At 68.2% G+C, this 24,231-nt stretch carries 22 protein-coding genes, 2 tRNA genes and 3 pseudogenes; 19 read left to right on the forward strand and 8 right to left on the reverse strand.

The features are described from left to right. Positions 1-7 precede the first annotated feature (7 nt). From CRP45_RS32105 to hisI, 3 genes are read left to right on the forward strand one after another with little or no spacing between them, the layout of a single operon-like run. Complete coding sequence (locus CRP45_RS32105) at positions 8-835, forward strand: inositol monophosphatase family protein (RefSeq protein ID WP_067793262.1); 828 nt, start codon at positions 8-10, stop codon at positions 833-835. 4 nt (positions 836-839) lie between these two features. Continuing rightward, complete coding sequence (hisF, locus tag CRP45_RS32110) at positions 840-1,613, forward strand: imidazole glycerol phosphate synthase subunit HisF (protein ID WP_067793260.1); 774 nt, start codon at positions 840-842, stop codon at positions 1,611-1,613. A 52-nt stretch (positions 1,614-1,665) separates the two neighbouring features. Then, positions 1,666-2,013 (forward strand): phosphoribosyl-AMP cyclohydrolase, encoded by a 348-nt coding sequence (hisI, locus tag CRP45_RS32115; protein WP_097248387.1) that lies wholly within the window; start codon positions 1,666-1,668, stop codon positions 2,011-2,013. Positions 2,014-2,025: 12 nt separating this feature from the next. On the opposite strand, the gene CRP45_RS32120 is transcribed toward hisI, so the two are convergent. The 3 genes from CRP45_RS32120 to CRP45_RS32130 all read right to left on the reverse strand — a co-directional run bounded on the left by CRP45_RS32120 (position 2,026) and on the right by CRP45_RS32130 (position 3,800). After that, a complete protein-coding gene (locus CRP45_RS32120) occupies positions 2,026-2,472 on the reverse strand; it encodes a MarR family winged helix-turn-helix transcriptional regulator (protein WP_143861606.1) in 447 nt (148 codons plus the stop codon). 201 nt (positions 2,473-2,673) lie between these two features. Then, entirely contained in the window at positions 2,674-3,270 is a 597-nt protein-coding gene (locus CRP45_RS32125; RefSeq protein ID WP_425436999.1) for a permease, read from the reverse strand. A 68-nt stretch (positions 3,271-3,338) separates the two neighbouring features. Beyond that, the gene (locus CRP45_RS32130; protein WP_067793254.1) at positions 3,339-3,800 is read right to left on the reverse strand and encodes a peroxiredoxin; all 462 of its coding nucleotides are present in this window, start codon (positions 3,798-3,800) and stop codon (positions 3,339-3,341) included. A gap of 102 nt (positions 3,801-3,902) precedes the next feature. Here CRP45_RS32130 and CRP45_RS32135 point away from each other — a divergent pair. From CRP45_RS32135 to CRP45_RS32185, 11 genes and pseudogenes are all read left to right on the forward strand, one after another. Continuing rightward, positions 3,903-5,432: pseudogene (locus tag CRP45_RS32135) on the forward strand (anthranilate synthase component I); the annotation flags it as partial. A 185-nt stretch (positions 5,433-5,617) separates the two neighbouring features. Next, positions 5,618-6,319 (forward strand): annotated as a pseudogene (locus CRP45_RS32140) (TIGR02234 family membrane protein); the annotation flags it as partial. Between the two features lie 408 nt (positions 6,320-6,727). Continuing rightward, positions 6,728-7,546 carry an indole-3-glycerol phosphate synthase TrpC gene (gene trpC / locus CRP45_RS32145; protein WP_067793253.1) on the forward strand — a complete coding sequence of 273 codons (819 nt, stop codon included), beginning with the start codon at positions 6,728-6,730 and terminating at the stop codon, positions 7,544-7,546. After that, positions 7,546-8,808, forward strand: a complete 1,263-nt coding sequence (trpB, locus tag CRP45_RS32150) for a tryptophan synthase subunit beta (RefSeq protein ID WP_097248390.1) — start codon at positions 7,546-7,548, stop codon at positions 8,806-8,808. Before trpC ends, trpB begins: the two co-directional genes overlap by 1 nt. Beyond that, entirely contained in the window at positions 8,805-9,605 is an 801-nt protein-coding gene (trpA, locus tag CRP45_RS32155; RefSeq protein ID WP_097248391.1) for a tryptophan synthase subunit alpha, read from the forward strand. The genes trpB and trpA overlap by 4 nt, the downstream gene beginning before the upstream one ends. Positions 9,606-9,707: 102 nt before the next feature. Continuing rightward, on the forward strand, positions 9,708-10,979 hold the full coding sequence (gene lgt, locus CRP45_RS32160; protein ID WP_097248485.1) for a prolipoprotein diacylglyceryl transferase: 1,272 nt from the start codon (positions 9,708-9,710) through the stop codon (positions 10,977-10,979). 226 nt (positions 10,980-11,205) lie between these two features. Next, positions 11,206-11,664, forward strand: a complete 459-nt coding sequence (locus tag CRP45_RS35035) for a TM2 domain-containing protein (protein ID WP_067793250.1) — start codon at positions 11,206-11,208, stop codon at positions 11,662-11,664. 168 nt (positions 11,665-11,832) lie between these two features. After that, the gene (locus CRP45_RS32170) at positions 11,833-12,588 is read left to right on the forward strand and encodes an amino acid ABC transporter substrate-binding protein (protein WP_179831087.1); all 756 of its coding nucleotides are present in this window, start codon (positions 11,833-11,835) and stop codon (positions 12,586-12,588) included. 6 nt (positions 12,589-12,594) lie between these two features. Next, positions 12,595-13,263 carry an amino acid ABC transporter permease gene (locus tag CRP45_RS32175; RefSeq protein WP_097248392.1) on the forward strand — a complete coding sequence of 223 codons (669 nt, stop codon included), beginning with the start codon at positions 12,595-12,597 and terminating at the stop codon, positions 13,261-13,263. Positions 13,264-13,333: 70 nt separating this feature from the next. After that, the gene (pyk, locus tag CRP45_RS32180) at positions 13,334-14,755 is read left to right on the forward strand and encodes a pyruvate kinase (RefSeq protein ID WP_179831088.1); all 1,422 of its coding nucleotides are present in this window, start codon (positions 13,334-13,336) and stop codon (positions 14,753-14,755) included. Between the two features lie 94 nt (positions 14,756-14,849). Beyond that, positions 14,850-15,662 (forward strand): acyl-CoA thioesterase, encoded by an 813-nt coding sequence (locus CRP45_RS32185; RefSeq protein WP_245910674.1) that lies wholly within the window; start codon positions 14,850-14,852, stop codon positions 15,660-15,662. Positions 15,663-15,741: 79 nt separating this feature from the next. On the opposite strand, the gene CRP45_RS32190 is transcribed toward CRP45_RS32185, so the two are convergent. The 5 genes from CRP45_RS32190 to CRP45_RS32210 form a co-directional block, all read right to left on the reverse strand. Continuing rightward, positions 15,742-16,152 carry a hypothetical protein gene (locus CRP45_RS32190; protein WP_097248394.1) on the reverse strand — a complete coding sequence of 137 codons (411 nt, stop codon included), beginning with the start codon at positions 16,150-16,152 and terminating at the stop codon, positions 15,742-15,744. Positions 16,153-16,347: 195 nt separating this feature from the next. Next, a complete protein-coding gene (locus CRP45_RS32195; RefSeq protein ID WP_097248395.1) occupies positions 16,348-16,968 on the reverse strand; it encodes an arsenate reductase/protein-tyrosine-phosphatase family protein in 621 nt (206 codons plus the stop codon). Positions 16,969-17,195: 227 nt separating this feature from the next. Next, on the reverse strand, positions 17,196-17,708 hold the full coding sequence (locus CRP45_RS32200) for a monooxygenase family protein (RefSeq protein ID WP_097248396.1): 513 nt from the start codon (positions 17,706-17,708) through the stop codon (positions 17,196-17,198). 240 nt (positions 17,709-17,948) lie between these two features. Further along, a tRNA-OTHER gene (locus CRP45_RS32205) sits at positions 17,949-18,020 on the reverse strand. Positions 18,021-18,348: 328 nt separating this feature from the next. Continuing rightward, positions 18,349-18,435 (reverse strand) — tRNA-Leu (locus CRP45_RS32210). Between the two features lie 220 nt (positions 18,436-18,655). On the opposite strand from CRP45_RS32210, the gene CRP45_RS32215 reads away from it, so the two are divergent. From CRP45_RS32215 to CRP45_RS34850, 5 genes and pseudogenes are all read left to right on the forward strand, one after another. Further along, positions 18,656-19,276, forward strand: a complete 621-nt coding sequence (locus CRP45_RS32215) for an ANTAR domain-containing response regulator (protein WP_097248397.1) — start codon at positions 18,656-18,658, stop codon at positions 19,274-19,276. A 358-nt stretch (positions 19,277-19,634) separates the two neighbouring features. After that, positions 19,635-20,711 carry a branched-chain amino acid ABC transporter substrate-binding protein gene (locus CRP45_RS32220; RefSeq protein ID WP_245910675.1) on the forward strand — a complete coding sequence of 359 codons (1,077 nt, stop codon included), beginning with the start codon at positions 19,635-19,637 and terminating at the stop codon, positions 20,709-20,711. An 88-nt stretch (positions 20,712-20,799) separates the two neighbouring features. Further along, complete coding sequence (locus tag CRP45_RS32225) at positions 20,800-21,837, forward strand: branched-chain amino acid ABC transporter permease (protein ID WP_097248399.1); 1,038 nt, start codon at positions 20,800-20,802, stop codon at positions 21,835-21,837. Continuing rightward, positions 21,834-23,237 carry a branched-chain amino acid ABC transporter permease gene (locus CRP45_RS32230; RefSeq protein ID WP_101750213.1) on the forward strand — a complete coding sequence of 468 codons (1,404 nt, stop codon included), beginning with the start codon at positions 21,834-21,836 and terminating at the stop codon, positions 23,235-23,237. The genes CRP45_RS32225 and CRP45_RS32230 overlap by 4 nt, the downstream gene beginning before the upstream one ends. Further along, positions 23,234-24,190 (forward strand): annotated as a pseudogene (locus CRP45_RS34850) (ABC transporter ATP-binding protein); the annotation flags it as partial. The gene CRP45_RS32230 and the pseudogene CRP45_RS34850, both read left to right, overlap by 4 nt. Positions 24,191-24,231 lie beyond the last annotated feature (41 nt).

Raw genomic sequence — 24,231 nt, forward strand, 5'->3', positions numbered from 1 at the left:
AAAACCGATGGCTGCCAACCCGATCGCGGAGCTTCCCGAGCTGCTCGCCGTGGCGAGCGAGATCCTCGACGACGCCAGTGGGCGTTTCGTCGAGGGGCTCGGCGCGCCGAGCGCGGTCACCAAGGGCCGCAACGACTTCGCCACCGAACTCGACCTGGAGCTGGAACGCACCGTCTCCGAGGGGCTGGCCCTGCGCACCGGAATCGAGGTGCACGGCGAGGAATTCGGCGGTCCGCAGCTCACCTCCGGCACCGCGTGGGTGCTCGACCCGATCGACGGCACCTTCAACTACTCCTCCGGCCACCCCCTGTCCGGCATGCTGCTCGCGCTGGTGCGCGACGGCGAACCGGTGCTCGGGCTGACCTGGCTGCCGATCCTCGGGCAGCGCTACGCCGCGATGCGCGGCGGGCCGGTACTGCTCAACGGCACACCGCTCGCGCCGCTGCCGCCCGCGAAGCTGGCCGACTCGATGATCGGATTCGGCGCCTTCAACGTCGATTCCGACGGCCGCATCCCCGGCCGCTTCCGCTTCGATCTGCTCGGCCCGCTCAGCAGGCTCTCCTCCCGGGTGCGCATGCACGGCTCCACCGGCATCGACCTGGCCTTCACCGCTGCCGGGGTGCTCGGCGGCGCGATCGTGTTCGGCCATCACCCGTGGGACAACGCGGCGGGCGTCGCGCTGGTCCGCGCGGCGGGCGGCGTGGTGACCGACCTGGCGGGCGAGCCGTGGACCATCACCTCCGGCTCGGTGCTCGCGGCGGCACCCGGGGTACACGAAGAACTGCTCGAGATGATCTGCACGGTCGCCGATCCGTCGACCGCCGAGGAAGGATGAGCCGATGACGTTGGCCGTACGCGTGATCCCGTGCCTGGACGTGGACGCGGGCCGGGTGGTCAAGGGCGTCAACTTCGAGAACCTGCGCGACGCGGGCGATCCGGTCGAGCTGGCCGCGCTCTACGACGCCCAGGGGGCCGACGAACTGACCTTCCTCGACGTCACAGCCTCCACCGGCGACCGAGGCACCATGATCGACGTGGTGACCCGCACCGCCGAGCAGATCTTCATCCCGCTCACCGTCGGCGGCGGCGTGCGCACCGTCGAGGACGTGGACCGGCTGCTGCGCGCGGGCGCGGACAAGGTCTCGGTGAACACCGCCGCGATCGCAAGGCCCGAGGTGTTGCGGGAGATGTCGGAGCGATTCGGTTCGCAGTGCATCGTGCTCTCCGTCGACGCGCGCACCGTGCCCGACGGCCAGCCGGACACCTCCTCCGGCTGGGAGGTCACGACGCACGGCGGCAAGCGCGGCACCGGCATCGACGCCGTCGAATGGGCCGTGCGCGGTGCGGAATTGGGCGTCGGCGAGATCCTGTTGAACTCGATGGACGCCGACGGCACCAAGACCGGCTTCGACCTGCCGATGATCCGCGCGGTCCGGGCCGCCGTGTCGGTGCCCGTCATCGCCAGCGGTGGCGCCGGGGCCCTCGAACACTTCGCTCCCGCGGTGCAGGCGGGCGCGGACGCTGTCCTCGCCGCCAGCGTATTCCACTTCGGCGACCTCACCATCGGCCAGGTCAAAGACTCCATGCGCGCGGAGAACATCGTCGTCCGCTGACCCCGCCCCGGTCGATCGACCGACGCCGCGACCGCCCTGTTATAACGGTGGCATGACACTCGACCCCGCCATCGCCGCCCGACTCAAGCGCAACGACGCGGGGCTGGTCGCGGCGGTCGCGCAGGAGCGCGGCACCGGCGATGTGCTGATGGTCGCCTGGATGGACGACGAGGCGCTGGCCCGCACGCTGGAATCGCGCAAGGCGACGTACTATTCGCGTTCGCGCCAGCAGTACTGGGTCAAGGGCGAGACCTCCGGTCATACCCAGTACGTGCACGAGGTGCGGCTGGACTGTGACGGCGACACCGTCCTGCTCGTCGTGGACCAGGAGGGCGCGGCGTGCCACACCGGCACCCACACCTGCTTCGATTCGGATGTGCTGCTCGGCGAACCGAGCTGACGGCTCAGGCGTTCACTCGCTTGCCCGGTCCCGCCGCCCGGCGCCGTCGGCCGACGCGAGCTGGCCGATCACCTCGGTCAGTCGCTGCGCGAGGACCTCGCTGAGATCGGCGAGCTGCGCCTTCTGTGTGGCGTCCAATCCGTCGAAAACCAAGCGCCGCACCGCGTCCAGATATCCGGGCGCCGCCTCGACGACCTTGAGGTAGCCGTCGTCGGTGAGGACGGCCTGGACGCCGCGGCGACCGACGGTCGCCGAGCGTTGCGCCCAGCCCATGCGCTCCAGCTTTGAAATGACATGGGACAGACGCGATAGCGAGGCATTTGCTTTGTGGGCAAGATCACTCATTTGGAGCCGATGTCCCGGTTCCTCGGAAAGCAACGTCAAAACCCAATACTCGAAATGAGTGACTCCGGATTCACGCTGCAATTGCGTATCCAACGCGCTCGGCAGCCGTGTCATCAGCGCCACGACCGCGCGCCACGCCCGTTGTTCCACGGGATCCAGCCACTTCGTCACTATGCGCCTTCTTTCGAGCCAAGTGACGTGGGATAGTCAGGGAGCCTATCGATCAGAGGGAAACGTAGTCACGGTCACTCGCGTGCACGAGTTTGCCACGACTTCGCTCGGCGGTCATACGGATCACCCGTGTCGTGAGTTCATTCACAGGTGGTCGTGGCGTGTCGGAGACGTGTCCGGCGTGGTGGCCGTCGGTGTCGCGGTGTTCCCGGAGGCGTTCTGCTTGGCGGCCTTCCTGCGCCGCATCTCGCGGCGGGTGGCGAGATACACCGCGCCGAGGAAGAACAGCACCGCGAGCACCGCGCCAACCAGACAGGCGCCGCGGAACGCGGGCGCGTCGACGTCCAGGATGCGCTCGCCCGCGTGGGCTGCGTTGTTGCCGCCGAGCACAATGGTCAGCGTCATGAGATTCGGTATCGCCACGAGGACGGCGAGAACCGCCGCCGCGCCCGCCAGGAACTTGCCCGCCCGCTTGCGCCACATCAGCACCGCGAACAGCAGCAACAACAGCGGGACGAGGGTGCACATGCCGCCGAGGAGCAGTCCCCAGCCGATGCCCTTGGCGAAGCTGCCGTTCACCATCTCGGCGAGCCGCTGCGCCCACCACCGCGGGATGAAGGCGGCCAGGATGAGGTAGGTGACGACGGCGGCCACGAACAGGGCCGCGCCGCCGATGATCCGATTGCGCCAGACGGACGCGCTGGATTTGCCGTCCGGCCGAACCTCGCTCGAAGTCATGATTTCAGCGTAGGCCGACCGGTCGGTCTACGGTCGGCGGCGCGCGCCCCGGCGTTTCGCCTCGGCGGAGCTCAGCGCACGCGCTCGCGCAGGAAGGTCAGCGCCTTGTCGGCGTGCACGTCGGCCCGCAACTCTCCAGTGATCACTTCGAGCACGGTGCGGTCGGTGTCGATGACGAAGGTCTGCCGCTTCACCGGCGCGAGTTTGCCGAGCAGTCCGCGCTTGACGCCGAACTGCGCGGCCACCGCGCCGTCGGCATCGGACAGCAGGGGGTAGTCGAGCCGTTGCTTGGTAGCGAAGCCCGCCTGGGTGTCCACGGCGTCGGCGCTGATGCCGGCGCAGGACGCGCCGAGTGCGACGAATTCCGCGGAGAGATCACGGAAGTGGCACGCCTCCGCGGTGCAGATCGGGGTGTTCGCCGCCGGATAGAAGAACAGCACCAGCGGCCCGTGGGTGAGCAACTCGTCGAGGGAGCGGAGGGTGCCGGACTGGTCGGGGAGCTCGAACTGCGGGGCGAGCTGTCCTTTGCGCATGATCAGGACAGTACCGGGTGCGCTGGTCGGCGGCGACGCGCCGATGGGGGCCTTGGACCGGGCCGGACGAAGCCCGAGCTCCCGCCCTGGGATGATGGAGTAATGCCTGGCGCGTCCACTCCCACCACCACGACCCGCGAACAGTTCCATCTGCTCGCCGCGGAACACCGGGTGGTTCCCGTGACCCGAAAGGTGCTGGCGGACTCCGAAACTCCGCTGTCGACCTATCGCAAGCTGGCCGCCGACCGGGCGGGCACCTTCCTTTTCGAGTCCGCCGAGAACGGACGGTCCTGGTCGCGCTGGTCGTTCATCGGCGCGGGCAGCCCGTCGGCGCTGACCGTGGTGGACGGCGAAGCGGCCTGGCTCGGCCACATTCCGGTCGACGCCCCCTCGGGCGGCGACCCGCTGCTCGCGCTGCGCGAGACGTTGCAACTGCTGCGCACCGAGCGGCTGCCTGATCTGCCGCCGCTGACCGGCGGCATGGTCGGCTACCTCGGCTACGACGCGGTGCGCCGCATCGAGCGGCTGCCCAACCTGGCCGCCGACGACCTGCAGCTGCCCGAGATGGTGCTGCTGCTCGCCACCGACCTGGCCGCCTTCGACCACCACGAGGGCGCCATCACCCTGATCGCCAACGCCGTGAACTGGAACGGCACCGCCGATCGGGTCGACGAGGCCTACGACGACGCGGTCGCGCGGCTGGACCGGATGACCGAGGCGCTCGCCGCGCCCGCACCGTCCACCGTCTCGGTCTTCGACCAGCCGGAGCCGACCTACCGCCGCCAGCGCACCTCGGACGAATTCGGCGCTGGCGTGCGCAGGCTGGTGAAGGAGATCGAGGCGGGCGAGGCGTTCCAGGTCGTGCTCTCCCAGCGGTTCGAGATGGATTACCACGGCGAGCCGCTCGACCTCTACCGGATGCTGCGGGCCTCCAATCCCAGCCCGTACATGTACCTGATCCACGTCCCGGACGGCGAGGGCGGCACCGCCTTCTCCATCGTCGGCTCCAGCCCGGAATCGCTGGTGACCGTGAAGGAAGGCGTGGCGACCACGCACCCGATCGCTGGCACCCGCTGGCGCGGCCTCACCGAAGAGGACGACCTGCTGCTGGAGAAGGGCCTGCTCGCCGACGAGAAGGAGAACGCCGAGCACCTGATGCTCGTCGATCTCGGCCGCAACGATCTCGGGCGGGTCTGCCAGCCTGGCACGGTGCGCGTCACCGAGTACCGGCACATCGAGCGCTACAGCCACGTCATGCACCTGGTGTCGACGGTGTCGGGGCGGCTGAAGCCGGGCAAGGTCGCGTTGGACGCGGTGAGCGCCTGCTTCCCGGCTGGCACGCTCTCGGGCGCGCCGAAGGTGCGCGCGATGGAACTCATCGAGGAACTCGAGCCGACCCGGCGCGGCGTCTACGGCGGCGTCGTCGGCTACCTCGACTTCGCGGGTGACGCCGACACCGCGATCGCCATCCGCACCGCTCTGCTCAAGGACGGCGTCGCCTACGTCCAGGCGGGCGCGGGCGTGGTCGCCGACTCTGACCCGGACTACGAGGACGTGGAATCGCGCAACAAGGCGATGGCGGTGCTGAAGGCCGTCGCCGCCGCCGAGACGGTGCGCGCCTACGGCACCGATTCCGTGCGCGCCGCCGACGCCGAGACAGTGGGCAGCGGCGCTGAGAGCATGAGCACCACGGGCGCTGAGAGCATGAGCACCACGGGCGCTGAGAGCCTGGGTGCCACGGGTGCCGAGAGCACGGGCACCACAGGCGCTGAGAGCGTGAACGCCGTGGGAACGGCGAATCAGGACGGCGGCGCCCTATGACGAGCGCGGAACCGGACCGAGATCCCGGCGCGTCGGCCGAGGCAGTCGAATCCGGCGAGTCCCCGGCGGGCCGCAAGTATCCGATCGGGGCGATCGTTCTGCTGGCGCTCGCCGCGGCACTGATGTGGGGCTCGTCGCGGTTGACCTGGGTAACGGTCTCGTCCTCGGACGGGCTCACCGAACCGCGCACCGACGAGCTGAACGGCAGCGTCTGGTTCGGCGCGCTCACGCCGCTGGCGCTGGTGCTGCTCGCGGCCATCGCCGCGCTGCTCGCCACGAAAGGGTGGCTGCGCCGGATGGTCGGCGTGCTGGTCGCGCTCGTCGCCGCGGCGACCGCCGTGCCCGCCTTCGCGTTGCTCACCGGTCAGGGCGCGACCGCGGAGCGTGCCGCCGCGCTGGCCGAACTGCCCGGCCGCGCCACCGTCACCGAGGTGACCACCGCGCCGTTGCCCGCGGTGCTCACGTTGGCCGCCGCGTTCGCCGCGTTCGCCGCCGGAGTCCTGCTCGCCAGGATGCCGCGAGAATCGGGCAGGCTCTCCGGCAAATACGAGAGCCCGGTGGTCCGCCGCGAGGCCGCCACCGAAGAGGTGACCAAGCGCCGCGCCGCCGACAACTCCGGGCAACTCTCCGAGCGGGTGCTGTGGGACGCGCTGGACGCGGGCACCGACCCGACCGAGGACACCGACACCGCGCTGCCGGGAACGGAGTCACGCGGCACGGCGGGCCACACCGAGTCCGCCGAACCGGGTGGCAACGTTGCGTCCGAATCACGCCCGGGCGTCGGCTCCGATTCGCGCCGGGACGCCAGTTCTGTTGCGCCAACGGACACCGAAACCGATTCACTTCGAGACACCGCCTCCGACTCGCGCCGGAACGCGGAGCTCGATTCCCCCCGCCGCGCAGTGGACGGCGGTGCGGGCTGACGTGACCGCCCACGCCCCGCCCCGCGGGTCGACTCCCCGCCGCGACCATCGACGGCGCGCGGAGCCGAACCCCGGCGCGGAGACAAGAGGTACAGCCATTTATTCTTTGTCAGCATCGGTGAGACAGCGCCTGGGGGGATTCTCAGGCAGCAAGTCCGTCTCCCCAGAAAGGATTCGAGCCAGATGACGGTACTCGACTCGATTCTCGACGGGGTCCGCGCGGATGTGGCCGCTCGGGAAGCCCTCTTGGACTTCCCCGCCATCAAGGCCGCAGCCGCCGCCGCGCCCGCCCCGCTGGACGCGCGCGCCGCACTCCTCGAAGACGGCATCGGCGTCATCGCCGAGGTCAAGCGGGCGAGCCCGTCCAAGGGACCGCTGGCCGACATCCCGGACCCCGCGAGCCTGGCCAAGGCCTACGAGGACGGCGGCGCCCGCGTCATCAGCGTGCTCACCGAGGGACGCCGTTTCGGCGGCTCGCTCGACGACCTGGACGCGGTGCGCGCCACCGTGAACATCCCGATCCTGCGCAAGGATTTCGTGGTCGGTCCCTACCAGATCCACGAGGCGCGCGCGCACGGCGCCGACGTCATCCTGCTGATCGTCGCGGCGCTCGAGCAGGACGTGCTCTCCTCGCTCATCGATCGCACCGAATCGCTCGGCATGACCGCGCTCGTCGAGGTGCACACCGAGGAAGAGGCCGACCGCGCGCTGACCGCGGGCGCGTCGGTGATCGGCGTGAACGCCCGCAACCTCAAGACGCTCGAGGTGGATCGGGACGTGTTCGCCCGCATCGCCCCCGGACTGCCCACCGAGGTCATCCGCATCGCCGAGTCCGGCATCCGCGGCACCGCCGACCTGCTGGCCTACGCGGGCGCGGGCGCGGACGCCGTCCTCGTCGGCGAAGGCCTGGTGACCAGCGGTGACCCGCGCGCGGCGGTGTCCGAGCTGGTGACCGCGGGCACTCACCCGTCCTGCCCCAAGCCGGCCCGGCGGGGCCGGTGATGGCGGTGCACGGACTACCCCAGGCCAGCGCGGGCGTCGCGCACCCGAGCTCGCACGAACCGGATCTCGGCGGCCACTTCGGCGTCTACGGCGGCAGGCACGTGCCAGAGGCGCTGATGGCGGTGATCGAGGAGGTCACCGCCGAGTACGAGAAGTGCCGCGCCGACCACACCTTCCTCGACGAGCTGGACCGCCTGCAGCGCGATTACACCGGCCGTCCTTCGCCGGTGTTCGAGTGCAAGCGGCTCGCCGAGCACGCGGGCGGGGCGCGCATCCTGCTCAAGCGCGAGGATCTGAACCACACCGGCTCGCACAAGATCAACAACGTGCTCGGCCAGGCGCTGCTCGCCAAGCGGATGGGCAAGACCCGCGTTATCGCGGAGACCGGGGCCGGCCAGCACGGCGTCGCCACCGCCACCGCGTGCGCGCTGCTCGGTTTGGACTGCGTCATCTACATGGGCGCGGTCGACACCGCCCGCCAGGCGCTGAACGTGGCGCGGATGCGGCTGCTCGGCGCCGAGGTGATCTCGGTGACCACCGGTTCGCAGACGCTCAAGGACGCCATCAACGAGGCGCTGCGCGACTGGGTCACCAACGCCGAGCAGACCTACTACTGCTTCGGCACTGCCGCGGGCCCGCACCCGTTCCCGCTCATGGTGCGCGATCTCCAGCGCGTCGTCGGCCTCGAGGCGCGCCAGCAGGTGCGGGACCTGACCGGCAGGCTGCCCGACGCGGTGACCGCGTGCGTCGGCGGCGGCTCCAACGCGATCGGCATCTTCCACCCCTTCCTCGACGATCCGAGCGTCCGGCTGATCGGCTACGAGGCGGCGGGCGACGGCGTCGACACCGGCAGGCACGCCGCGACCTTCACCGGCGGAACGCCGGGCGCGTTCCAAGGCGCCTACTCGTACCTGCTGCAGGACGAGGACGGCCAGACCATCGAATCCCATTCCATCTCCGCGGGATTGGACTACCCGGGCGTCGGCCCCGAGCACGCCTACCTCAAGGACATCGGCCGTGCCGAATACCAGCCCATCACCGACACCGAGGCGATGGACGCGCTGCTGCTGCTCAGCCGCAGCGAGGGCATCATCCCGGCGATCGAGTCCGCGCACGCCGTGGCGGGCGCGCTGAAGCTCGGCAAGGAACTCGGCCCCGGCGCGATCATCCTGGTCAACCTGTCCGGCCGCGGCGACAAGGACATGGACACCGCGGCCCGCTGGTTCGGGCTGTTCGACGCACCGCAGGAGACCGAGTCGTGAGTCAGCAGTCCCGTCTGGCCAACACCTTCGCCGCGGCGCGCGCGGAGAACCGGGCCGCGCTGATCGGCTACCTGCCCGCGGGCTACCCGGACCTCGCCGGTTCCATCGACGTATGCCGCGCGATGGTCGAATCCGGTTGCGACATCATCGAAGTCGGCGTCGCCTACTCCGACCCGGTGATGGACGGCCCGACCATCCAGGCCGCCGCCGAGCAGGCGCTGCGCGGTGGCGTGCGGGTGCGCGACGTGTTCACGGTGGTCGAGTCGATCGCCAAGGCGGGCGGCAAGGCCGTGGTGATGACCTACTGGAACCCGGTGCTCAAGTACGGCGTCGACCGTTTCGCGCGCGATCTGGCCGCGGCGGGCGGCGCGGGTCTCATCACCCCGAACCTCATCCCGGAGGAGGCCGACGACTGGTTCGTCGCCTCGGCCGCGCACGATCTGGACCGCATCTTCCTGGTCGCGCCGTCCTCCACCGAGGAGCGACTGGTGAAGACGCTCGAGGCGAGCCGCGGTTTCATCTACGCGTCCTCGACCATGGGCGTCACCGGCGCGCGCGACGTCGTGTCCTCCGCGGCGCCCGCGCTGTGCGCCCGCGTCCGCGCCCACTCCGACATCCCGATCGGCGTCGGCCTCGGCGTCCGCAACGGCGCGCAGGCCGCCGAGATCGCGAGCTACGCCGACGGCGTGATCGTGGGTTCGGCGCTGGTCACGGCGGCGGGCGAGGGGCTGGACGCGGTACGCGCGCTGACGCGCGAACTCGCCGAGGGCGTGCGCTCGGCGACAGTCGCCTCGTAGGCGTCGGGCGAAGTCCCTCGGACCGGCCGGAGCGAAGCCGGAGCTACGGCGCGCGCACCGCCGGATCGTGCACTCGGCGGGTCCTCGACTACGGTGGCCACCGTGACCTTACGAAGCGATGTGCTGGCCTACATTCCCAGCCCCCCGCAGGGCGTGTGGCAACTCGGGCCGATCCCGTTACGGGCCTACGCCCTGTGCATCATCCTCGGCATCGTCGTCGCCATCTGGTGGGGCGAGCGGCGCTGGCAGGAGCGCGGCGGTCAGCCGGGCACGGTGCTCGACGTCGCCATGTTCGCGGTGCCGTTCGGTCTGGTCGGCGGGCGCCTCTACCACGTGGCGACGGACTGGCAGAAGTACTTCGGCGCGGGCGGCAACCCGATCGAGGCGCTCTACATCTGGCAGGGCGGCCTCGGCATCTGGGGCGCGGTGTTCCTCGGCGGCGTCGGCGCCTGGATCGGCTGCCGGGTGTACCGCATCCCGCTGCCCGCGTTCGGCGACGCCATCGCGCCGCCGATCCTGCTCGCCCAGGCCATCGGCCGCCTCGGCAACTACTTCAACCAGGAGCTCTACGGCCGCGAGACGACCGTGCCATGGGGGCTGGAGATCTACCCGAGGTTCGACGCCAACGGCGATCCCGACCCGATGAACGGCGTCTCCAACGGCGTGGTCGAGAAGATCGTGCACCCGACGTTCCTCTACGAGCTGCTGTGGAACGTGCTGATCGTGGTGCTGCTCGTGCAGATCGACAAGCGCTGGCGGATCGGCCACGGTCGACTGTTCGCGCTCTACGTCGCGGGATACAGCTTCGGCCGGTTCTTCGTCGAGCTGATGCGCGACGACGAGGCCACCGAGATCGCGGGCATCCGCATCAACTCGTTCACCTCGGCGCTCGTCTTCCTCGCGGCCATCGCCTATTTCGTGTTCGCCACCAAGGGACGCGAGACCGCGGATCAGCTGCAACCCGGCGCGATGAATCGACCGTGGCCGTGGCAGATCGGCGCGTTGCGTGCGGCGGGCGCCGCGTCGGCGAGCGGTGTGGCGCTGGACAAGGACGCCGCGGGCGAGGTGGGCTCGGTCGCCGGCGAGTCGGATGAGCCCGGCGGGACGGCAGGGGCGACTTCGGGGAAGTCCGCCGAGGGTGCTGGCGGGAAGTCGGCGGACAAGAACGAGAAGTCCCTCGCGGCTGTAAGCGAGAAGTCGGCCGTCAGTGCCGCGGATGCGCAATCGGCGGCTGGCGACTCGCCGAGCGCGGCCGAGAAGCCTGCCGCGGCTGAGGAATCCGCTGAGGCGGACGACTCGCCGCAGACGAGCGCGGAGAAAGCGAAGTCCGGCATGGGTGTAGGCGAGAAGTCCACCGCCGACAACGGCAAGTAACTCGCCGCCGCGAAATCGACGGCGTAGGCAACACATTCACCATAGGGCGCGATAACCACACGGGGTCCGAGGAATTCATTTCCTCGGACCCCGTGCCCGATGGGCGCCGATGCGACAAAATCGGTCGATTCCGGCAAGAATGACCGGTGATCGTCGCGGGCCTGTTCGAGGCGATCGTGGAAATCGGGGGCCAGTAATGGGTGCCCACTTGATGAGGAGGACATGAGTGACCGACCCTTACCAGAACAACCAGGGCTTCGGCGGCCCGCAGTACGGCCCGCCCGGTACCGGACCGGACCTGAACAAGGACGCTTCTGGCCAGCAGTACGGCCAGCCCGTCGACCCGTACGGTCAGCAGCAGTTCGGCCAGCAGCCCGGTGGCTACCCGCCCGCCGCGCCGTACGGACAGCCGCAGCCGCAGGGCTACAACCCGGCCGACCCGGAGGCCCCGTACGGCCGTGACATGATGGGCGTGCCGTTCTCCGACAAGCAGAAGATGATCGCGGGCATCCTGCAGCTGCTGGTCGGCACCCTGGGCATCGGCCGCTTCTACCTGGGCTACACGACCATCGGCATCCTGCAGATCGTCACCTGCGGTGGTTGCGGTATCTGGTCGCTCATCGACGGGATCATGATCCTTACCGGCAAGGTGCCCGACGCCAACGGGCGACCCCTGCGGGACTGATCGCCATCCGAGAGGGCGTCGCCGAGCAGGCGGCGCCCTTCGTGTTTCCGTGATGCGACCTTTCGCGCACGGTAAGCGAAATACTGTGCAACGGCCCGCAACGGGCGTAACTTGGGCCGGATCTGTGTGTCGTGTGTGGGGCCTCCACGCACCGGAGAGAGGGATTTCGTGCGTCGCAAGCTGTTCGCCGCCGCCATGCTCGCCATCGTCGCCGCCACCGGCCTCACCGCCTGCGGCAGCGGCGACGACCCGAACGTGCTGAAGGTCGGCACCGAGGGCACCTACTCGCCGTTCAGCTACCAGGGCTCCGACGGCGCGCTCACCGGCTACGACGTCGACGTGGTCCGCGCCGTAGCCGACAAGCTCGGCCGCAAGGTCGAATTCGTGCAGACCCCGTGGGACGCGATCTTCGCTGGCCTGGAGTCCAAGCGCTTCGATCTGGTCGCCAACCAGGTCTCGATCACCGACGAGCGCAAGAACAAGTACGAGCTCTCCCAGCCGTACACGACCTCCGAGGGTGTCATCGTCACCCGCGCCGACAACAACGCCATCACCTCGCTCGCCGATCTCGCGGGCAAGACCTCCGCCCAGTCGGCCACCAGCAACTGGAGTGCGGTCGCCGCGGGCGCGGGCGCGAAGGTGGAGGCCGTCGAGGGCTGGGTGCAGGCCATCCAGCTGCTGAAGAACGGCCGCGTCGACTGCACCGTCAACGACAACCTGGTGTTCAACGAGTACACCAAGACCTCCGGCGACAAGTCGGTGAAGATCGCCGCGCAGACCGGCGAGACCAGCACGATGGGCTTCGCAGCCCGCAAGGGCGACCCGCTGATCGCCGAGGTGAACCGCGCGCTGGACGAGCTGCGCGCCGAGGGCAGGCTGGCGCAGATCTCGGACAAGTACTTCGGCGTCGACGTCAGCAAGTAACCGCCCGTGGATGCCGCGACTCGGGAGCTGATCTGGCGCAACTTGTGGCCGATGCTCGAGGCCACCGTCACCAAGACCATCCCGCTCACCGCGATCAGCTTCGCGATCGGTTTGGTGCTCGCGGTGTTCGTCGCGCTGGCGCGGATGTCGCCGACCTGGCTGCTTTCCGCGCCAGCGCGGTTCTACATCTCGATCATCCGCGGCACGCCGCTGCTGGTGCAGCTGTTCATCGTGTTCTACGCGCTGCCGCAGTTCGACATCGTCATCGATCCGTTCCCCGCGGCGGTGATCGCGTTCAGCCTGAACGTCGGCGGTTACGCGGCCGAGGTGGTGCGCGCCGCGATCCTGTCGGTGGCGCACGGCCAGTGGGAGGCGGCGCAGGCGCTCGGCATGTCGTATCCGATGATGCTGCGGCTGATCATCCTGCCGCAGGCCGCGCGCATCGCGGTGCCGCCGCTGTCGAACACGCTCATCTCGCTGGTGAAGGACACCTCGCTGGCCTCGACCATCCTGGTCACCGAACTGCTGCGCACCGCCCAGCTGGCGGCCGCGCCGACCTTCGACTTCTTCGCGCTCTACGGGGTTGCCGCGCTGTACTACTGGGTCATCTGCCTGATTCTCGGCTTCGGTCAGACTCGCCTGGAGACGCGCCTATCCCGGCACGTGGCCAGGTGAGGACCAGTTCACCAATTCTTCATCGAGGCCGCGACGGGCCCGTACCACTCAGCAGGACTAGGCTCTACTCGTGATGCGACGGACGAAGATTGTGTGCACGCTCGGCCCGGCCACTGCCACCGAGGACCGTATCCGCGAACTCGTCGAGAGCGGGATGGACGTTGCGCGGCTGAACTTCAGCCATGGCGAGCACGCGGACCACGCCGAGAACTACAAGAAGGTGCGTCAGGCCTCGGACCACGTCGGCAGAGCGGTCGGCATTCTCGCCGATCTACAGGGCCCCAAGATCCGGCTCGGCCGGTTCACCGAGGGCCGCACGGTGTGGGCGACCGGCGAGGAAGTGCGCATCACCGTCGACGACGTGGACGGTAGCCACAGCCGCGTCTCGACCACCTACAAGGAGCTGGCCAAGGACGCCAAGGCCGGCGACCGCCTGCTCGTCGACGACGGCAAGGTCGGCCTGACGGTGACCGCCGTCGACGGCAACGACGTGGTGTGCCGGGTGACCGAGGGCGGGCCGGTCTCCAACAACAAGGGCGTCTCGCTGCCCGGCATGGACGTCTCGGTGCCCGCGCTATCGGAGAAGGACATCGAGGACCTGGAATTCGCGCTGAAGCTCGGCGTCGACTTCATCGCCCTCTCGTTCGTGCGCTCGCCGTCCGATGTCGAGCTGGTGCACGACGTGATGGACCGGGTCGGCAGGCGCGTCCCGGTGATCGGCAAGCTGGAGAAGCCCGAGGCCATCGACAACCTCGAGGCCATCGTGCTCGCCTTCGACGCGATCATGGTCGCGCGCGGCGACCTCGGCGTCGAGCTGCCGCTGGAGCAGGTGCCGCTGGTGCAGAAGAAGGCCATCCAGATGGCCAGGGAGAACGCCAAGCCGGTCATCGTCGCGACCCAGATGCTGGAGTCGATGATCGAGAACTCGCGCCCGACCCGCGCCGAGGCCTCGGACGTGGCCAACGCGGTGCTCGACGGCGCGGACGCGGTCATGCTGTCCGGTGAGACCTCGGTCGGCTCGTACCCGATCGAGACGGTGCGCACCATGGCGCGGATCGTGCACGCGGTCGAGGCGGAGTCCTCCACCCGGGTGCCGCCGCTGACCCACGTGCCGCGCACCAAGCGCGGCGTCATCTCCTACGCGGCGCGCGACATCGGCGAGCGGCTCAACGCCAAGGCGCTGGTGGCGTTCACCCAGTCCGGCGACACCGTGCGCCGTCTGGCCCGGCTGCACACCCCGCTGCCGCTGCTCGCCTTCACCCCGCTGCCCGAGGTGCGCAGCCAGCTGGCGCTGACCTGGGGCACCGAGACGTTCATCGTGCCGACGGTGAAGACCACCGACGCGATGATCCATCAGGTCGACCAGGCGCTGCTGTCGATGGACCGATACAAGAAAGGTGATCTGGTGGTCATCGTGGCGGGCTCCCCGCCCGGTACTGTCGGTTCCACCAACCTGATCCACGTGCACCGTATCGGTGAGGAGGACCATTAGAGTGAGTGCTTCGCTGAGCGACCCCGTCGGCACCCCAGGGTCGACGACGCGGTCCGATCTGGATGTGTTGCTCGGTCTGCTCGAGCTCGAGCAGATGGACACCGACGTCTTCGTCGGTCACCATCCGGAGAAGGTCTGGAGCCGGACCTTCGGCGGACAGCTGGTCGCCCAGGCGATCATGGCGGCCGGTCGCACCGTGGGCGACCGGCCCGTGCACGCCGTGAACGCGCATTTCGTGCGGGGCGGCGATCCGAAGCAGCCGATCGAGTACCGGGTGGACCGGCACCGCGACGGCCGCTCCTTCGCCAACCGCACGGTCACCGCGGTGCAGGACGATCAGGAGCTGTTCGTCATGCTGGCCGCCTTCCAGGACTGGGGCAAGGGACTGGAGCACGCCCATCCCCACCCCGAGGTGCCGGACCCCGAGCAGCTGCCACGCGTCGAGGAGAGCTTCGAAGGCTTGGAGGACAAGCTGGAGATGTTCGTCAACGCGCCGCATCCGATCGACATGCGCTACACCAACGACCCGGCCTGGATCCTGAAGGGCACGGGGGAGCGGCTCAACCACAATCGGGTCTGGATGCGCGCCGACGGCAAGCTACCCGACGATCCGCTGATCCACGTCGCCACGCTCGGCTATTCGTCCGACACCACGGTGCTCGACTCGATCATCACCACGCACGGCCTGTCCTGGGGCCTGGACCGGATCGTCGCGGCCACCGTGAACCACTCCATCTGGTTCCACCGTCCGTTCCGCTTCGACGACTGGGCGCTGTATTCCACCGAGTCCCCGGTCGCGGCGGGCTCGCGCGGACTGGCCACCGGCCGGTTCTACTCGCGCAGCGGTGAGCTCCTGGCCACCACGGTGCAGGAAGGCCTGATCCGCCACTTCCCGTCCCGGCGGTGAAGGCGCGCCAGCGGATCTCAAGCGCGGGACGCTAGAGGATTTCGGGCGCGGGGCGCTAGAGGATTTCGGGCGCGGGGCGCTAGAGGATTTCCCGCTCCGTCTCGAAATCGAAGCTGTCCCTGCGCTGCGTGCTTATCGTGCGCGGCACATCGGGATCGGCGGTGCCGCAGGATGTTTCGATCATCAGCCGCCGTTCCAGCGCGGCCAGGCTCGGGGCGGTCAGGTCGCGCGGTGCGCCGACCAGGCTGAGCGCGATCTCATAGGTGCGGCGCGTCTCCGGTTCGCTGCCGGGATGACCTCCGCGCCATTGGGTTTCGAGCATCACGTGGGCGGGGTGGTCGGTCTCGACGGGCAAGGTGAAACGCCAGGCGAAGACGTCGCGGTCGTGCAGGTGGTCGTCCACCACCGCGCGCACCGTTTCGACAACCTGTTCGAGCGTTTCCGGTGTGACATAAACATGAAGCGAAACATCCGATATGCGTTTCGGCATGTTTGGTTCCTGTCGTGTGTCGAACCATCAACGGCGGATGCTGTCCGCGGGGAGTGTAGTGCCTCGGTGGGCGTACGTGACACAGCCGGGTGTGATTTCACCCGCGCGTGCTGATTTCGTGACGTTCATCGTTGGTGTGACGGCGACGGATTGCGTTGCGTCACCGAATGGGCTGTGTCAGCCGGACTCGGTGCGTCACCGGATGCGCTGTGCCGCCAGGAAAGCCGAGAGCGGCGCGGGCGCGGCGCCCGGTTGCAGCACTAGTCCGGTGCGGTCGTCGTCTTCGGGCCTGGCCTGTTCGTGCGGGGCGAGCGCGAGCATCAGCGGCACCAGCGCCTCGGCGATGCGGTCGCCGACTTCGCAGTACGCGGCCTCGGAGAGGCCGACCGGGTCGGCGATGTTCTCCCTGCCGACCAGGGACAGGTCGTTGCGGGCCAAATTCATGTCGGCGACCGTGCGCGCGCCGGTGACCTTGGCGATTCGGTGCGCTTCCAGCAGCGTGAAAGTTCGTGCGGCAGCACCGAATGCCATGTCGGCGGCTTGATCTCGGATTTGTTCGGTCATCGCGAGCACGAGATCGGCGCGGTCGATCATTTCCGGCTTCAGTTTGCGTGCGCGGAAGCCGTCGGGATTCGCGCCGAGACCGGAAATGGTTTGCGCGGTGAGCGGTTCGATGGGGAATCCGACCAGCGCGCGGGTGCCCGCGCTTTCCGCCGTGAGACCGGCGAGGTCGTGTTCGACGGCGAGAGCGCGGGTGAGCCGTTCGGCGATGACCGAACGACAGACATTGCCGTTGCAGACGAACAGGACGTGCATGGGAATACGGTAATTCGGCCGGTCGCGGACCTGAAGGCGCGCAAGATCGAATCACAGGTGCGCAGACACATATTCATCTCGGTGTCGCGTGCCGTACACAAAGCTCACCCGGGTATTCAGGCGGATTCTCGATGCACGTCACGATCGAGCGCCGGGCTTATCGGTGAACTTACCCAGCCGCTTCGATCTTCAATCATCGACCTGCCGTCGCGGCGTTGTGCGCTCACTCACTCGGATTCGTTTCGGTAATAAGAACTTTCGGAGACCACCGGCGCAACTTTCGACTTTTCGCCGTGCACCCGCCCGCGCGTGGAGAACATCGGCCCACGGGAGGCGATCACCGGTGCGAACCGAGCCATCCCCGTCGCCGGCGCCATGTCGTCGTACATCGCGTCGATGCCGCCGCGCGCGAAGTAGGCCTCGTGCCAGAACCCCGTCCCGCCCGAGTCCTTCAGGAATCGCGCCCACCATTCCCGGTGCGGCTCCGACCGCGTCCACCGCTCCAGGCTGTCCAGATCGCGCCAGTACTGCCGCGCACCCCAGTGCGGCGGAAACAACCCCCACACGACGTCCTCGTGCAGCAGCAGCCCGTCCGGCCGGTCCCGATGCGACCGATACAGCTTCGGCCCCAACCCCAGCAACCGCAGCATCCCCCTCGGCCGCCGCACCCGCATCCCGAGGTAGACGACGACCAGATCCGGATACCCGGACAGATCCACGGTCATCCTGCTCACCCGCATACCGCAACCTCCGCAACGGCGCGCACCTGTACGCCCCACCCTACGAGGTACGTGTGAGCCGCGACCTTGGTTCATCCGGATCGTCCGCCGCGCGTGGCGACGCCGACGACGAGAGCCCGCGCAACAATCGCCGCAGAGATCCATGGCCGACTGGCGGCCAATGGCGGAACAAGAGCGCGAACACCGAAGAGGCACTCGGAAATCAGGGCCGAGTCGCCATCCGGGCGACAGAGAAGGCGACCGTGGAGGCGGGGATCGAACCAGCGTCCTCCCAGGTGTCGTGTCGGTGCTCTACCGCTGAGCTACTCCACGGTCGGCAGGAACGATATCAGCGGCGGACAGCTCGCAATGCACCAGGAAAGCGCCCCCACGCGCACATCGAACGGTTCCCAAAGAGCTCCGCAGCGGTCCCGCACACCGCGACAGAACAACGATGTGGCCGCAGAAGCTCCCGAGGGCACACACCAAGCGGTTTCCAGAGAATCAATCGCGAGCAACCCACCCAACGCAACCACCCACATGGGGGGTCCGGGGGGGCGAAGCCCCGCCGGGCGGGGCCTGGGGGTTGCACCCCCAGATGAACACGAACACCAATGCCCCGGCGCCGCCGCGAAGCGCGCAAGCAGGGCTCACCCAGCATTGGTGCCGAGTGTGGGACTCGAACCCACACGTCCTTTCGGACAACGGTTTTTGAGACCGTCGCGTCTGCCAGTTCCGCCAACCCGGCGCACCGGTTGTGAACTATAGCGGGTCGGTGTGGCCTTCCGCGAACGGGTTGCCGTGTACGCCACAGTTTCCTCTTTGCGCAGGGTATATGCGTTGTGAGCCGAACTGAAAGGTACTCTCTACATCACTCGATAGCGTGCAGGGTGGGGCGAGACCGGTTGGTTGGGTCTCGGCCCATTCGCGCGTGTCGGGACAGGCATCGGAACCAGAGGGGCATACCTATGAGCACTACTGCAGCAGGGGGCGCCGGCACGAAGAAGGACGCCGGTGCGAAGCGGGTCGTCGTCGCCGAAGACGAGGCGCTCATCCGGATGGATCTGGTCGAGATGCTGACCGAAGAGGGTTATCAGGTGGTCGGCGAGGCGGGCGACGGCCAGCAGGCGGTGGATCTCGCGGTGGAGCACCGGCCAGATCTGGTGATCATGGATGTGAAGATGCCGCGCCGTGACGGTATCGACGCCGCCGCCGAGATCGCGTCGAAACGTGTTGCGCCGGTGGTGATTCTGACCGCGTTCAGTCAGCGTGATCTAGTGGAGCGGGCGCGGGACGCGGGCGCGATGGCGTATCTGGTGAAGCCGTTCACCAAGTCGGATCTGGTGCCCGCGATCGAGTTGGCGGCGAGCCGTTTCCACGAGATCACCGCGCTGGAGGGCGAGGTCGCGAATCTGGCCGACCGGCTGGAGACGCGCAAGCTGGTGGAGCGGGCCAAGGGTGTGCTGATGCAGACGCAGGGGTTGTCCGAGCCGCAGGCTTTCAAGTGGATTCAGCGGACCGCGATGGATCGCCGGACTACCATGAAGGCGGTCGCCGAGGTGGTGCTGGAGAACCTGGCGCCGAAGTGATGCGCCACCCCTCGGGTCGATGTGGGCTGGAAAGATTTACGCGCTGGAAACGCGATCGCCAAAAAGAATTCGACACGATGTCATCCGCATGATGCGAATGTGATGCGGATCTAACGTGCCGACGCTATGTTCTGACCGGGCTGACGTGGTCGGCCTCCTCGGATTGCCGGGGGAGCACAGGACGTAGAGGTGAGACGTGCTTAGTTCGACATGGCGCAGTCGTTCGACGCGGGGTGTATTGGTCATCGGTGCGGCCGCGGCGCTCGCGCTGACCGGGTGCAGCGACAAATCCACCGACAGCGGCTCGGACGCGACCGGCGCCGGTACGGGAGGCCTGTCCATTCAGCCGGTCATGCAGGTGGACACGGCGGGCAAGGAAGTGCCGAAGACCGACCCAGCGAAGGCGGCCGACCCGGCGGGTGACGGCAAGGCCACCTGTGCTCCCGGTACCGCTGTCGCCATGGCGGGCGCGCTCACCGGCCCGGACGCCGCGCTCGGCATCAACATCGTCAACGGCGTGAAGCTGGCGCTGGATCAGCACAACAAGGCGAATCCGGGCTGCAAGATCGAGCTGAAGCAGTTCGACACCGAGGGCGATCCGCAGAAGGCGACCCAGGTCATCCCGCAGATCGTCAACGACAAGTCGATCATCGGCCTGGTCGGCCCGGCGTTCTCCGGTGAGACCAAGGCGACCGGCCAGATCCTGAGCGACGCGGGCTTGGTGGCGGTGACCTCCTCGGCGACCAACGCGACGCTGACCCAGAACGGCTGGACCACCTTCTTCCGCGGCCTGGCCAACGACGACGTGCAGGGTCCTTCGGTGGCGAAGTACCTGGTCGGCACCGCGAACTACAAGAAGGTGTGCGTGGTGCAGGACAACACCGATTACGGTGTCGGCCTGGCCAAGAGCGTCACCGAGGGCTTGGGCGCCGCCGCCGATCCGGCGTGCGCGGCCAGCATCAAGAAGGGTGACAAGGACTTCTCGGCCACCGTCACCAAGATCGCGGCGGCGGCCCCGGACGCGGTCTTCTTCTCCGGCTACTACGCCGAGGGCGCGCCGCTGGCGCAGCAGCTGAAGTCCGGTGGCGTGAAGGCCGTGTTCGTCGGCCCGGACGGTGTCAACGACCCGCAGTTCATCTCGCAGGCGGGCAGCGCGGCCAAGGGCGCGAACCTCACCTGCCCGTGTGGCCCGGCTCCGGAGAAGTTCGCCAAGGACTACGAGGCGCTCAACGGGCAGGCGCCCGGCGTGTACTCGGTGGAGGCCTACGACCTGACCACCATCCTGGCCAAGGGCATCGACGGCGGTAAGGTCACCCGCCCCGATCTGCTCGAATTCGTGCGCTCTTACGACGGGCCTGGTCTGGCGCGTAACTACAAGTGGAGCCCGAACGGCGAATTGGCCAACGCGCAGATCTGGATCTACGAAGTCAAGTAAGTACCGCGAACCCAGCACGTACGGGGGTGCCCGTAACGCCCCCGTACGTGCTGTTTCATGAGGGGCACCGGGTGAGGGCGTTTTTCGAATGACAGCATCAGCACTGGCCGGCGTGGCATACCTCGCCGACGGTTCGATCGACTTCGACTATCAGGGAGTGATCGATCAATTCTGGCGACTGACCGTCGACGGAGTTACCTACGGTTCCATCTACGCCTTGGTAGCGGTGGGCTATACCCTGGTCTACGGCGTACTCAGGCTCATCAATTTCGCCCATTCGGAAATATTCATGTTGGGCATGTTCGGTCAGTTGATCGGACTGATGCTGTTCGGTTTCGCCGCCAGCCCCGATGTCTACAACCAGGGCGTACTGCTGACGGTCGTCTACATCGGTTTGGCGATGATCGTCGGCATGTTGGTCTCCGGCGGCGCTGCGGTCGGACTCGAGCGGGTCGCCTATCGCCCGCTGCGTAAACGCGGGGCCAAACCGCTGGCCTTCCTGATCACCGCGATCGGCATGTCGTTCGTGATCCAGGAGTTCGTGCACTTCATCCTGCCGAAGATCAATCCCGATCTCGGCGGCACCAACGCCCAGCAGCCGATCCAGCTCGTCGAGCCGACGGTGCAGTTCAGCTTCAGCGGCGCCGACGTCACGAATATCGCGATCCTCATCGTGGTCGCCGCGGTGGTGCTCGCCATGGCCACCGAAATGCTCATCAACAGAACGAAATTCGGCCGCGGCATCCGCGCCGTGGCGCAGGACCCGGACACCGCGACGCTGATGGGCGTCTCGCGGGAGCGGGTGATCATGCTGACCTTCCTCATCGGCGGTGTGCTCGCTGGCGCGGCGGCGACGCTGTACGCGATCAAGATCCCACCCGCGATCATCTACTCGGGCGGCTTCATCCTCGGCATCAAGGCGTTCAGCGCCGCGGTGCTCGGCGGTATCGGCAACCTGCGCGGCGCGCTGCTCGGCGGCCTGATCCTCGGGATCGTCGAGCAGTACGGGCAGATCCTGTTCGGTATCGAATGGCGCGACGTGGTCGCCTTCGTCGTGCTGGTCGTGGTGCTGATGGTCCGCCCGACCGGCATCCTTGGTGAAAGTCTCGGGAGGGCCCGCGCATGATCGACTCGACCAAGACCCCGCCGCGCCAGGGCGTCGGCGACGCGCTGCGCACCTGGTGGGAGGGACTGTCCCGGCCCGCCCAGTGGGCCGTCGGCGTGCCAGCGATCATCGCGCTCGCGCTGCTTCCGCTCTTCCCACCCCCGATCCTGGACACCCCCGCCTACAACTTCGGCCTCGTCATGGCCGAGGTCGCGATGTTCGCGCTGATCGCCATCGGCCTGAATGTCGTTGTCGGACAGGCGGGTCTGCTCGACCTCGGCTACGTCGGCTTCTACGCCATCGGCGCCTACACGGTGGGCCTGCTCACCAGCCCGAACAGCCCGTGGAACCAGACCGACGGCGGCTGGCTCGACCCGGAGTGGGCGTGGCTGGCGTGCCTGCCGATCGCCGTCGCGGTGACCGCGATCTCGGGTCTGATCCTCGGCTCGCCGACGCTGCGGCTGCGCGGTGACTACCTGGCGATCGTCACGCTCGGCTTCGGCGAGATCGTGCGACTGCTCGCCGACAACCTGCACGAGCTGACCAACGGCAGCCTCGGGCTCTCGGGCGTGGCGTACCCGCATGTCGGCGAGTCGACGGAGAAGCCGAACGGCGTGTTCTCCGCGGGCAACACCGGCGACCCGGACAGCGCCAACCTGCTCGACCGGGCCAGCTACGGCACCTACTGGTTCTGGCTCGGCATGGTGCTGGTGATCATCGTGCTGCTGATCGTCGGCAACCTGGAGCGCAGCCGGGTCGGCCGCGCCTGGGTCGCCATCCGCGAGGACGAGGACGCCGCCGAGATCATGGGCGTGCCGACCTTCAAGTTCAAGCTGTGGGCATTCCTGATCGGCGCCGCGGTCGGCGGTCTGTCCGGCGCGATGTACGCGGGCCAAGTGCAGTTCATCAACCCGACCGGGTTCAACATCATCAACTCGATGCTGTTCCTCTGCGCGGTGGTGATCGGCGGCCAGGGCAACAAGCTCGGGGTCATCTTCGGCGCGTTCATCATCGCCTACCTGCCCAAGCGGTTGACCTCGGTGCAGCTGGTGGACAACGAGTCGACCGGTTACGTGCTGCTGATCGTCGACGTGGTGCTGTTCGTCGGCCTGCTGGTGCTCTGGCGGTACAAGGGCCGCACATTCGGTATCTGGCCGCGCCGCGGATTGATCACCGGCATGGTGTTCACCGGCGTCATGGCGGCGCTGCTGCTCGGCAGCGTGCTGCTGTTCCGCAAGGGCGGCGCCCAGTCGCTCGGCGACCTCAAGTATCTGTATTTCGGAATCGCGTTGGTGGTGATGATGATTCTGCGGCCGCAGGGTCTGTTCCCGGCCCGGCAGAAGCTGCTCACCTACGGCAGGCAGGTGTACCAGGCCGTGCGCAGACCCACGGTGGGCGAGCCGATCGGAGCGGGGAAATGACCGGGCCGGGCGCGGGTGACGCGCTGTTCGACAACGAGGACATGGCCGCGGGCTACGCCGCACCGCCGGAGCCGGAGAAGAGCGCGGGCGAGGTCGACGTCACCGCGGTGCTTCCGGAACTCGGCGACAAGGAAGCCGTCGCCGAAGTCGTCGCCCCGCATCGGGAAATCGAGACCGAGGTCGGCGCCCCGCTGTTGAAAACCGAGGGCCTGACCGTGAAGTTCGGCGGTCTCACCGCGCTGGACGATGTGAGTTTCGAGATCCGCCGCGGCGAGATCCTCGGGCTCATCGGTCCCAACGGCGCGGGCAAGACCACCTGCTTCAACGCGATCACCGGCGTGTACAAGCCCGCCTCCGGGCTGGTGTACTTCGACGGCAAGCCGCTGACCAAGACCAAGCGCAACGCCATCACCCGGCTCGGCATCGCACGCACCTTCCAGAACGTACGGCTCTTCGGCGAGATGACCGCGCTGGAGAACGTGGTGGTCGGCACCGACGCCAGGCACAAGACCTCGGTGCCGGGCGCGGTGTTCCGCAGTCCGCGGCACCGGCGGGAGGAGCGCGACGCCATCGAGCGCGGGATGGCGCTGCTCGAATTCGTCGGCATCGCGCCGCGCGCGGTGGAGAAGGCGCGCAACCTCTCCTACGGCGATCAGCGCCGCCTGGAGATCGCGCGCGCACTGGCCACCGAGCCGAAATTGCTGTGCCTGGACGAGCCAGCCGCCGGGTTCAATCCCAGCGAGAAGTCGGCGCTGATGGACCTGATCCGCAAGATCCGCGACGACGGGTTCACCGTGCTGTTGATCGAGCACGACATGCGGCTGGTCATGGGTGTGACCGACCGGATCGTGGTGCTGGAGTTCGGCCGTAAGATCGCCGACGGACTGCCGGGCGAGATTCGGGAGGATCCTGCGGTCATCGCGGCCTATCTCGGCGTGCCGGATTCGGAGGTCGAATCCGGTTCCGCCACAGGGGTTTCAGGCGAGTCCGAGTC

This window comes from Nocardia amikacinitolerans (genome assembly GCF_900215415.1).
Classification (GTDB): Bacteria; Actinomycetota; Actinomycetes; order Mycobacteriales; family Mycobacteriaceae; genus Nocardia; species Nocardia amikacinitolerans.